General features: G+C 62.2%; 6 protein-coding genes and 2 pseudogenes. 6 read left to right on the top strand and 2 right to left on the bottom strand.

Annotated features, from left to right (window positions below; all coding sequences use genetic code 11):
- Nucleotides 1-158: 158 nt before the first annotated feature.
- Nucleotides 159-1,022, bottom strand: a complete 864-nt coding sequence (locus tag ACLP9N_RS21095) for a hypothetical protein (protein ID WP_442409247.1) — start codon at nt 1,020-1,022, stop codon at nt 159-161.
- 380 nt (nt 1,023-1,402) lie between these two features.
- Between ACLP9N_RS21095 and ACLP9N_RS21100 the strand changes: the two genes are divergently transcribed.
- The 6 genes and pseudogenes from ACLP9N_RS21100 (at nt 1,403) to ACLP9N_RS21125 (ending at nt 8,972) form a co-directional block, all read left to right on the top strand.
- Nucleotides 1,403-2,884 carry an eCIS core domain-containing protein gene (locus ACLP9N_RS21100; protein WP_442409248.1) on the top strand — a complete coding sequence of 494 codons (1,482 nt, stop codon included), beginning with the start codon at nt 1,403-1,405 and terminating at the stop codon, nt 2,882-2,884.
- Nucleotides 2,885-3,321: 437 nt separating this feature from the next.
- Nucleotides 3,322-3,471, top strand: a pseudogene (locus ACLP9N_RS21105) (IS3 family transposase); the annotation flags it as partial.
- A 370-nt stretch (nt 3,472-3,841) separates the two neighbouring features.
- Nucleotides 3,842-5,746 (top strand): eCIS core domain-containing protein, encoded by a 1,905-nt coding sequence (locus tag ACLP9N_RS21110; RefSeq protein ID WP_442409249.1) that lies wholly within the window; start codon nt 3,842-3,844, stop codon nt 5,744-5,746.
- Complete coding sequence (locus ACLP9N_RS21115) at nt 5,743-6,420, top strand: hypothetical protein (RefSeq protein ID WP_442409250.1); 678 nt, start codon at nt 5,743-5,745, stop codon at nt 6,418-6,420. Before ACLP9N_RS21110 ends, ACLP9N_RS21115 begins: the two co-directional genes overlap by 4 nt.
- A gap of 453 nt (nt 6,421-6,873) precedes the next feature.
- The gene (locus tag ACLP9N_RS21120) at nt 6,874-8,313 is read left to right on the top strand and encodes an alkaline phosphatase family protein (protein WP_442409251.1); all 1,440 of its coding nucleotides are present in this window, start codon (nt 6,874-6,876) and stop codon (nt 8,311-8,313) included.
- Between the two features lie 38 nt (nt 8,314-8,351).
- A complete protein-coding gene (locus ACLP9N_RS21125) occupies nt 8,352-8,972 on the top strand; it encodes a hypothetical protein (protein WP_442409252.1) in 621 nt (206 codons plus the stop codon).
- A 130-nt stretch (nt 8,973-9,102) separates the two neighbouring features.
- Here ACLP9N_RS21125 and ACLP9N_RS21130 read toward each other — a convergent pair.
- Nucleotides 9,103-9,278, bottom strand: a pseudogene (locus ACLP9N_RS21130) (IS3 family transposase); the annotation flags it as partial.

Consider the following 9,278-nt stretch of genomic DNA (forward strand, 5'->3'; position numbering starts at 1 on the left):
TCGCCGTAGTGCTGCGTCTTGGTCTTAAACGGGTGCGTGTAGCCGACGAACACGGTCACCGAGGTCGGTGCTGTGGTGATCGTGTGCGCATTGCTGAGGATTTCCTCGACGTAGATGCCGGGATAGGTGGTGGTGACGGGCATGCTGAGTTCCCTCCGTCAGGCGTAGAGCAGGCCGGTGGCGGCGATGCCGGGCGCACCGCCGGAGAGCTGGACGGAACTGTTGTTCGCAGGCACAAGAGCGCCCGTTGGGGGAACGCTGACCGAGACCAGATACGCCAGCGGATCGGGCAGCTTTGACAGGGTCAATACGGTGATCGCGGTTGTCCCGCCCTTTTCTTTGCTCGAGTCGTATTTGGCGGTGATGGTGAACGACTGTCCGGACGAGTCGAGGACAACGGTGTATTTCAGTCCGGCGGCTCCTTGGTAGTCGGCGCGCGCTGCGATGGTGCAGACTTTGGTCTTGCCGTCCGATTCCAGAAGGTCGGCGGTCTGGCCCTTCTGTAACGTGCCGCTGGACGCGACGGGAATGCCAGGACCAGCGGATCCCTGAACCACCACGATCAGGCCGGTACCGACCGCCGGATCGCCCGGCTTGCCCGTGGGCTTGTCGACGCCGATCACTTTGGCGGCGTTGGCGCCGCTCCCCAGACTCGACCACGTGTCGGCCTCAGTCGCCGTGAGCGTGATCTGGATCGCCAGCGGGCCCCCGGTACCCGCCGTGGTCGCGGTCACGTTGATGTTGTTCGTCTCCAGGCCTGTGCGCGCCGCAGTAAATCCGAGCGCCGGTGCCGGCGGTGGCGCGGGTGGTGGTGTTAGCACGCCCGCGGTGGCGAGGGCCTGGGCGAGCTTGAGAAGTATCGTCTGATCGGTGGTGCTGGATAATGGCGTCTGCCACGCGGTCTTCAGCGCGATTTGGGAGCCGTTGAACTCCAACGCGGACAAGGGGATAACCTTCTGGTCACCATTGCTGTTGGTGAAGCCGATCGGCGACGGGCCGACCACATCGACTGAAGCTGCCATCGCGACGCTCCCTTCCGATTCGATCCGTGGTCACATCGTGGCGCGCGGAGCGTCACCGGGGCGTCAATGCTGCATGTCTGCAGGCGTATCAAACGGGGAATGGTGTCGACTGCATGGGCTGTCAGGTTTAAGAATGGTCAGACGAGCGTGAATTGCGCGAACATGAAAGACGCGCACAGCCGCGTCGGCAAGGAGCATCGGCCATGTTGGCTCCGCGTGTCGCTACACAGCAAAGGACGACGGTCACCGGATCGACAGCCGATGAGGCGCGCTCGAGGCGTTCATCGCAGGGCTGCCGCTGTGAGACACGCGAACCCATCCACAGCCCATCACTGGATTTCACCACGCTGACCGGCTCCCAGGCAGAACAAGAGCACCCTATGCGGCAGTTCCTGCGGTCCGCTTTGTCGGCAGCGCCCGTCACCGTCGATGCCATCCGCCACGGGGGGATCGGCCACACGGTCGTTGCGGCACGGCGCAGCGCGTCATGGGATTTCAGCAGGCCGCCGGCATTCGGTGGTGACCAGCCGAACGGACTGCGAACTCCGATTCCTGTCGCGGCACCTCCGCGCCCAAGCAACATTCAGCGAAAGCTCGCGATCGGGCGGACCGACGATCCGCTGGAGCTGGAGGCGGACCGCGTTGCTGAGCAAGTGATGCGCATGCCTGATCCGTCGCTGCGCGTCGGCAAGGCGCCGCTGCAAATTTCTCGCAAGTGCGCCGAGTGCGATGAGGAGGATGAGCGCAAGAAACAGCTGCAGATGAAGCCAGCCGCTGCGTCACCGGCCGAAACCGGCCAGGCGCGTGGCGTCTTGCATGATGTCCTTCGATCGCATAGACAGCCACCCATCGGCGTGGCGCCGCTGCACATTTCGCGCAAGTGCGCCGCTTGCGAGGAGGAAGTCGCGGGGAAACAAAAGCTGCAGATGAAGCCGGCCACCGCGTCACCGCCGCAATCCGGCGAGGTGCCTGGCGTCGTGCATGATGTCCTTCGATCGCAGGGGCAGCCGCTCGACGCAGGGATCCGAGCGTTCTTCGAGCCGCGCTTCGGCCGGAATTTGAGCACTGTGCGCATACACACCGATCCGCAGGCAGCGCAATCCGCACAGGAAGTGAAATCTCTCGCCTACACAGTTGGACACAACATCGTGTTTGCGGCGCAGCGCTATGCGCCCACGACCCCTGACGGACGGCGGTTGCTGGCTCACGAACTCGCCCACGTTCTGCAACAGGGCGCTGTTCGACGCGCACCTGCGGCGGATGGGACGGCATTTGCGCCCCATCTGCAACGACAGGATGACGGAACCGACAATGACGGAGCCGGCGGGCCAGCGGCTGGAGAGGGTCAGGGCGCCGCGGCGTTCGTACCCCCTCCCGTGACTGCCCCCGCCCCCGCCGACGCATATGTATGCGGACGTCGTCTGAATTACCCTGGGTTGAACCTGGTTTTCAACCATGCCTACGTGAATGCTCCGCCCGATAACTACGCGATCGTTGCGCCGCTGTGCACGCCGACGGATGGCGGATTCGATAATCTGATATTGGGAACGGCGGCGCACAAATGGGACAACTCCTGCGATCCTGGGGCAGCCGTGCCCGAATGCATTGCCTGCCGGCCGAAGCGGGGCGTGACCGATGTCAAGAAATGTCTGCGAAATGCCTACACCGCTTATAACAGTCCGACTATGCATAAAGCAACCGGCCCCAATAGCAACACCTTCGCCTTCACCCTCGCGAGTGCCTGTTGCGCGGACATAACTACGACGCCGCCATTTTCTTCCGGGAACTACCCTGGATGGGGCGATCCGCCCGCACCGACCCGCCCGGCTACATGCCCGGGCGGCCCGCCTGACTGCTCGTAGCAGGTATCTGGGAGGCACCGGCACTCGGCATGGTCCAGCCGGAAGATCGGAATCTGTTGACCGGTAAGTGGAGTCGACTTGCATCGATTCCCTTCGCGGGTTCCGGAGACAGTGCCACGTCGTCTGAGGCAGCCGACACCGCGACGCTCCGTTCCGCCCTGATCCGCTGGGCCATCGTGTCGGCGGAGCGTCATCGGGCCGTCGATGTCGCATGTCTCGCCGCGTATCAAACGAGAAATGGTGGTGTCGACAACGCCCGACGTCGAAGGTCAGAATGTTTAGGCCGGGTTAACTGCGCGCAGATCTGCGCAGTTGCCACGCGGTAAGGGGCGTGAGCCATGTTGGCTGCGAAGGTCGCCACGGAAACGAAGGCAGCCACTGGCTGAAACGCCCTGGAAATCCCGGAGGCTCCTGCCCTTGGAAACGAGGATGCAGGTATGCCCAAAGAATCGTTGTCGGGAAAGAAGCCAACCAGCCGCAGGTACAGCCCGGAGAAGGCCGCTGCCGTGCGGATGGTCCGGGCGCTGCGCGCGGAGTTGGGTACCGAGCAGGGCACAGTGTCGCGTGTGGCCCGCCAGCTCGGCTATGTTGTCCCTCGACCAACTGATCGAATCACCTCGAATGCCAGCCAGCAGTGGTCCGTCATGAGTCTTACGTGTTCAGTCTGCTTTAACTGCGCTTCTAATTCGCTGAACTGCAGTGCAGATGGCGAAACAACCTTCTGGTCTCGGTCTTTGCTGGTGAATATGATTGCCAAGGAGCCAAACACGTCGACTGGATCAGCGGGCATCTCGACGCTCCGCTCTCTTCCGCTGTGCCAGGGCTCGGGCGAAGGATCATCGTTGCGTCAACGGAGCGTGTCGAGGTGCGTATCACAAGAGAATCAGCGTCGACTCGGCGCATGACGAGGGCGAGAATGATCAGAGCACGGGTGACCAAATCGAAGGAGTACCAGGCATGTTCGTTCTGAAGAGCGCCCCCCCGGGAACGACCGCAGCCGCTGAATCCACAACAAGCGTTATGGAGCGCTCGAGGCGTTCAGGCCGCCGACTCCATAGCAGCGCGCTCGAACGTGCGATCGTTTTCCAGCGCACCGACGGCAGTCACTCGACGCGGAGCAACCCGACCAATCTGGTTGATCACGAAGTCACAAACCACGTGGGGTATTTCAGTGGCCTCGCAGGTTCCTCCTACGGAGGTGCACTGCCATTCCTGCGACCGTCATTATCGGTAGCGCACGCCGGAAAGATCCGAGGCCCCGTCCAGGCGAAGCTCGCCGTCGGGAAGGTCGATGATCCGTTCGAACGCGAGGCGGACCGCGTCGCCGATCAGGTGATGCGCATGCCGGCCGTCGGACCGTCAGCACGTCAAAGCCTGGTCGGCGGCGCGGTTGTGCGTCGCACCGGCGCGGCGTGCGACGCGTCGCGAGACGGGGAAGACGGGACCCCGCGCCAGGCCGATGGTTCTGCTCGGGGCGAACTATCAGCCAAACCGATCGCCCGGCAGCGACTCGACCGGTCTGCTGTCGCTGAAGTGGCCCAGCGCGATATCGGTAAGGATGAGGTCCAGGAGCAGTTGGTAAAAGCGTTTCTCAACGCTCAGGACACATTGCAGCGACAGGCTGCCGGCCCGCTGCCTGACGACGATATCGAGACGGGCGAGCGAATCTTGATGCAGGCAAAGCTTGCGGGTCCAGAACCGGGACGGCTGGATGCGCATCTGGAGTCGGGCATCCAGTCAATGGAAGGTCAGGGCGAGCCGCTGCAGCCGGCTATGCGGAACGACATGGAGGGCCGATTCGGTCACGACTTCAGCCGCGTTCGCGTTCATGCCGACGCTTCGGCGGCAAGGCTGGCTAGGCGGATCAACGCCCGCGCGTTCACCATCGGCCGGAACGTCGTTTTCGCCGACGGAGAATACGCGCCAAACGGCGGCGCTGACAGCCGTCGGCTGCTTGCTCATGAACTGACACATGTGATCCAGCAGGGTCAGGCTGGCCAACAGCTGCAACGAAAGATCTCTGTTGCTGGCAAGGACTACACGCCCTCAGCAAGATACCTTAGCTGGCTCAACACCAAATTCGGTCCCGCTATGCGGGAGTTCGTCGAGCACATGCACAACGGGGGCAGTCCACCGGTTTTCTCGTTCAGTAGCTTCGAACAGATGGGCTTCGAGGTCCGCATTAGGTCCAACGCCCTGAAGGGCATGGACCAGGTCAATGCCAACCCGGGATGCTGCGGCTATTTCAGCGACGCCGATCCACCGTATCTAGACAGCACATACTGGGACCAGGTCGGCAGCGGTGTGGATTTCAAGCTGAAGTCGCCGCTGCCGCCCGGCAAGCATCCCTCGGACGCAATCGAGGCGATCTTTTCTCCGACCGCGCATACCCGGCTGGAATGCCTGTCGATGACCCTCGCCATCGAATATTATTCGATGCTCAAGGCGATCGGTGCCGCGAAATTCGACGCGCAGTTCGCAGGCGGCATCGAGATCTCCACCAACGCGACCCCATTGACGAGTGGAGGACCTGGCAAGAAATACGACATTGTCGCTGTCAGCAGCAAATCCGAGATTCTTCCGGGCGATTGGGTATATTTCAAGAATTTCCACGATTACCTGACCAGGGTTCCGACCGGTTACTGGCAAGGCGAGAATGCGATCTACATGGGTGGCGGCATGTACCGCGGCTTCGGAGTGGCGACCATGTCCGAGAACGACCTGGACCAGGAACTGGTCAACCAGTACAACAACGGCGCTTCGCCTGCTCTGTCGAAGACAGTGCCGGACCTAATTGCTGACGGTGGCGGAGTGTTGTTGGACCCTGTGATCAGGCCCATCACCGCCAAGATTGCCCCGTGACGATAGCGAAGGATCCGCTGTTCGTGCAGGACGAAGTGCCGATCCACGACGAAAACGCCCACCGGGCCGGCGTGAGAAGGATAACCGGCTACACCGCGCCGCTTGTCCTAGGAACGCCATCAAATAGCCACTTCCGAAGTTATTTTCTCGAATATGATCGCGCCGGAGCAAGGATCCGCCATTTAAAGTTCGATCGTGACGGCAAAGTCATAAGACAGTGGTTCTACGATGACCGCAGCCGACTTTCCCAGGAGGTCACCTATGACGCAAGGGGCGACATCGATTACCGGTTAGACGTCCTGCAGGAGGTTCAGGGCTGGACAGAAAAACGAATGTACTCTCGACAAGACCACGTGCAATATCGGGTCGTGGCTGACAGGAATACAAGCGGCCGGCTCTTGCGGACGAATCACATAGATTCGGCGGGGCAAGTGATCCGCGTGGATTCGTATAACTACGACCAGCTGGGACTTCTCGTGTGCGTGACCGCTGGACAATTGGGCGAACGCACCTACGAATACGATCAGCGGCAGAAATTGAAGAAGAGGACCAACAACATGCCCGGCATGAGTATGTACGGGGATATTGACGAGTTCAGCCATGACGACCAGGATCTGTTGATCCGGATGGAGCATTTGCACCTTAGCGTGACGACGTTCGAGTTTGCCAGGTAGACTCGTGGTTAGGCGCGCGGCGGCGTCATCAGACTTCTTCTTGTTATTGCTTTTGTTTTTTTCAAACTCCCAAGGTGCTGCGGCAAGTCGCCGCCCCGGCACTACCACCTGACTTAGGACATTTTTCGGCGCTAGCTCCAGCTGCAGGGCGCTGATCTGGGGCTTTGGTCGTTGTTGGGCCGAAATTTGCACACTAATTCTGGGCTCGTAGGGTGCGCTGGTGGCGTACTGTCGTGCACAATGACCAGGTGAGCGCAGCCTGATGCTCACCGGACCGCCACCGAAGTTCCACGGAACTCGGGACAACCTCCATGTGATCGCCACGTACCTGTATCTGCTGTCTCTGCGATCGGGCGGCCCACTTATTCCACTCGACGTTAACTGTCAGCCCAAAGCAACGAGCACCAGCCCGGGCGCTCAGTTAGCGGCCTCGACGCGTAATAAGGACGCGAAATGACGGCCGCCGCTAACCAACTCGGACTGGTTGAGCACATCGTGGTGCTGGTGCTCGAGAACCGCTCGTTCGACCACATGCTCGGGTTTCTTTATACCGACTCGGGAAACGTCTCGCCTATCACGAAGCAGCCGTTCGAGGGTCTGACGGGTAAGGAGTCCAATTCGGACGCCACAGGTGCGTCGATACCGGTGAGTGCCTTGGCCCCGGGGACGCCAAACGTCTATTTCACGCCCGGGGCGGACCCAGGCGAGGGGTTCGTGGCGACCAATGTGCAACTTTTCGGAGAGGCCAGCCCACCTGCCGGGAGTTCGGCGACCAACAGCGGATTCGTCACGGACTTCGCGGCAACGCTGAAGGGCATAGACGCGCACCGGCCAATCATTTCGGGCACAACCGCTTCCGACATCATGGGGATATTCACCCCCGAGCTGCTGCCGGTCCTGTCGGGGCTGGCTCGCGGTTACGCGGTGTGCGACCACTGGTACAGCTCCGTGCCGACCGAGACGTTTCCCAATCGGGCCTTCCTATGCGCGGCGACCAGTCAGGGCCATATGGATGACTCGACATCCAAGTACACCTCGCAGAGCATTTTCGGGCTATTGAGCGGGCACAACATCGCCTGGTCGATCTACGGCTACAGCAACCCACCACTGACCCGCCTGAATTTCCCCGACACCACCGATGCCCCGGAGTCGCACTTCGGCGTTTTTCGTGACTTTCAGGCGGCTGCGGCGGCGGGAAGTCTTGGCGCCTATACGTTTCTGGAGCCCAGCTGGGGATCGTCTGGCAACAGCCAGCACCCCAACTACGACGTATCCCTGGGCGAGCAACTGATCCACGACGTCTATTACGCCCTGCGCAATAGCCCCGCCTGGAACCAGACCCTGCTGATCGTCACCTATGACGAGCACGGCGGCTGCTATGACCATGTCCCACCGCCGTCCGGCGCGGTGCCGCCGGACAGCTGTGCGGGCGAGTTCGGATTCGACTTCACGCGGTTCGGTGTTCGAGTGCCCGCCGTGCTGGTCTCGCCTCTGATCGCTGCCGGCACGGTCTTTCGTCCATCGGGCACGGTCCCCCTTGACCACACCTCGATCCTCAAAACCGTCGAAACCCGTTGGGGCCTAACGGCTCTGACCGCGCGTGACGCAGCGGCTCCCGACGTCGGGGACGCTCTGACCCTGGCGCAGCCACGCACCGACGACCCGCTGGCCGGCGTCACCGTCCCGACGTCGACCGTCGCGAATCCTGTCATAGGCACCCCCTCCCACATTCAGCAGGTATACGCCCAACTGGTTTCCGCGCTGCCAGTGAACGACACCCAGGGGCAGACCCACGCCGCTATGCCCGCGCTGACGACCGAGCAGGACTACCACGACTACATCAGGTCACGTTCGGCGGCGTGGACAGCGGCCGGGGCCACCGCATCGTCGTAAGGCTGCCATCCCCGTCGCGTCACTGATTGGAGACCGTGATGACTGCTCCCTCGCCGGCCACCGCCGGGCCCCCGGCGCAGATCTACGTCATTCGCCACGGCGAAAAGCCGGCCGATCCGCCGACCCCAACGGCGGCACCAGGCCCTCCCTTTGGGATCGACGTCAACGGCAACCAGAGCATCCATTCGCTCCTACCGCGTGGATGGCAACGCTCCGGCGCGCTGGCGGTGCTGTTTGCGCCTGCGGTCGGCCCACTGCAGGCTGGCTTGCGCACACCAACGACCCTGTTCTCGCCCGACTATGGGAAACCCGATAAGACAAAGGAGCACCGCACCTATGAGACCATTCAGGGCCTCAGCGGCCGGCTCGCGGTGCCGATCAACTCTCCCTTCGCCGAAGGCCAGGAGGCGGCGCTCGCCAGTGCTGTCGTCGCCGACTACACCGGTGTGGTGCTCATCTGCTGGGAACACCAACACATACCCGCCATCGCTACCGCCCTGCCGACCGTGTCCGGCACCCAGATCCCCGCCGCCTGGCCGGGTGATCGGTTCGATGTGATCTGGTCCTTCAGCCTCCAACCCGGAGCTTCACCAGCCGAGTACGTGTTCTCCCAAATCCCACAGCAGCTGCTGGCCGGCGACGCCGCCGCGATCATCTAGGCATGGGGCTGGAATGGGCGGCGCGCCAACGCATCTACCCGCGCAGCCGCCGCCTGGGCACCGCGCGATGTCGAGAAGGATCTCGTAATCGCCCAGGAGGTGACACAGATGACCGGGCGGTCGGTGTGTCTCGGGTGTGCCAGCGACGGCGGTCCAGGACGTTCTTCTTTAGGAGGCTGAAGAAGCTCTCCATCGCCGCGTTGTCGCCGGCGGCTCCGACACGGCCCATGGCGCAAACCATCTCGTATCGGCTGAGCGTGTGCACGAATCTCCTTGACCTGAAATGAGATCCACGATCGGTGTGCA

Origin of the sequence: Mycobacterium sp., from assembly GCF_052144515.1 — a bacterium.
Lineage (GTDB): Bacteria > Actinomycetota > Actinomycetes > Mycobacteriales > Mycobacteriaceae > Mycobacterium.

Excerpts from the sequence above, each read along its gene's own strand:
- ACLP9N_RS21120 (WP_442409251.1), top strand. The coding sequence starts at position 6,874 with ATGACGGCCGCCGCTAACCAACTCGGACTGGTTGAGCACATCGTGGTG.
- ACLP9N_RS21110 (WP_442409249.1), top strand. The coding sequence starts at position 3,842 with ATGTTCGTTCTGAAGAGCGCCCCCCCGGGAACGACCGCAGCCGCTGAA.
- ACLP9N_RS21100 (WP_442409248.1), top strand. The coding sequence starts at position 1,403 with ATGCGGCAGTTCCTGCGGTCCGCTTTGTCGGCAGCGCCCGTCACCGTC.
- ACLP9N_RS21095 (WP_442409247.1), bottom strand. The coding sequence starts at position 1,022 with ATGGCAGCTTCAGTCGATGTGGTCGGCCCGTCGCCGATCGGCTTCACC.
- ACLP9N_RS21125 (WP_442409252.1), top strand. The coding sequence starts at position 8,352 with ATGACTGCTCCCTCGCCGGCCACCGCCGGGCCCCCGGCGCAGATCTAC.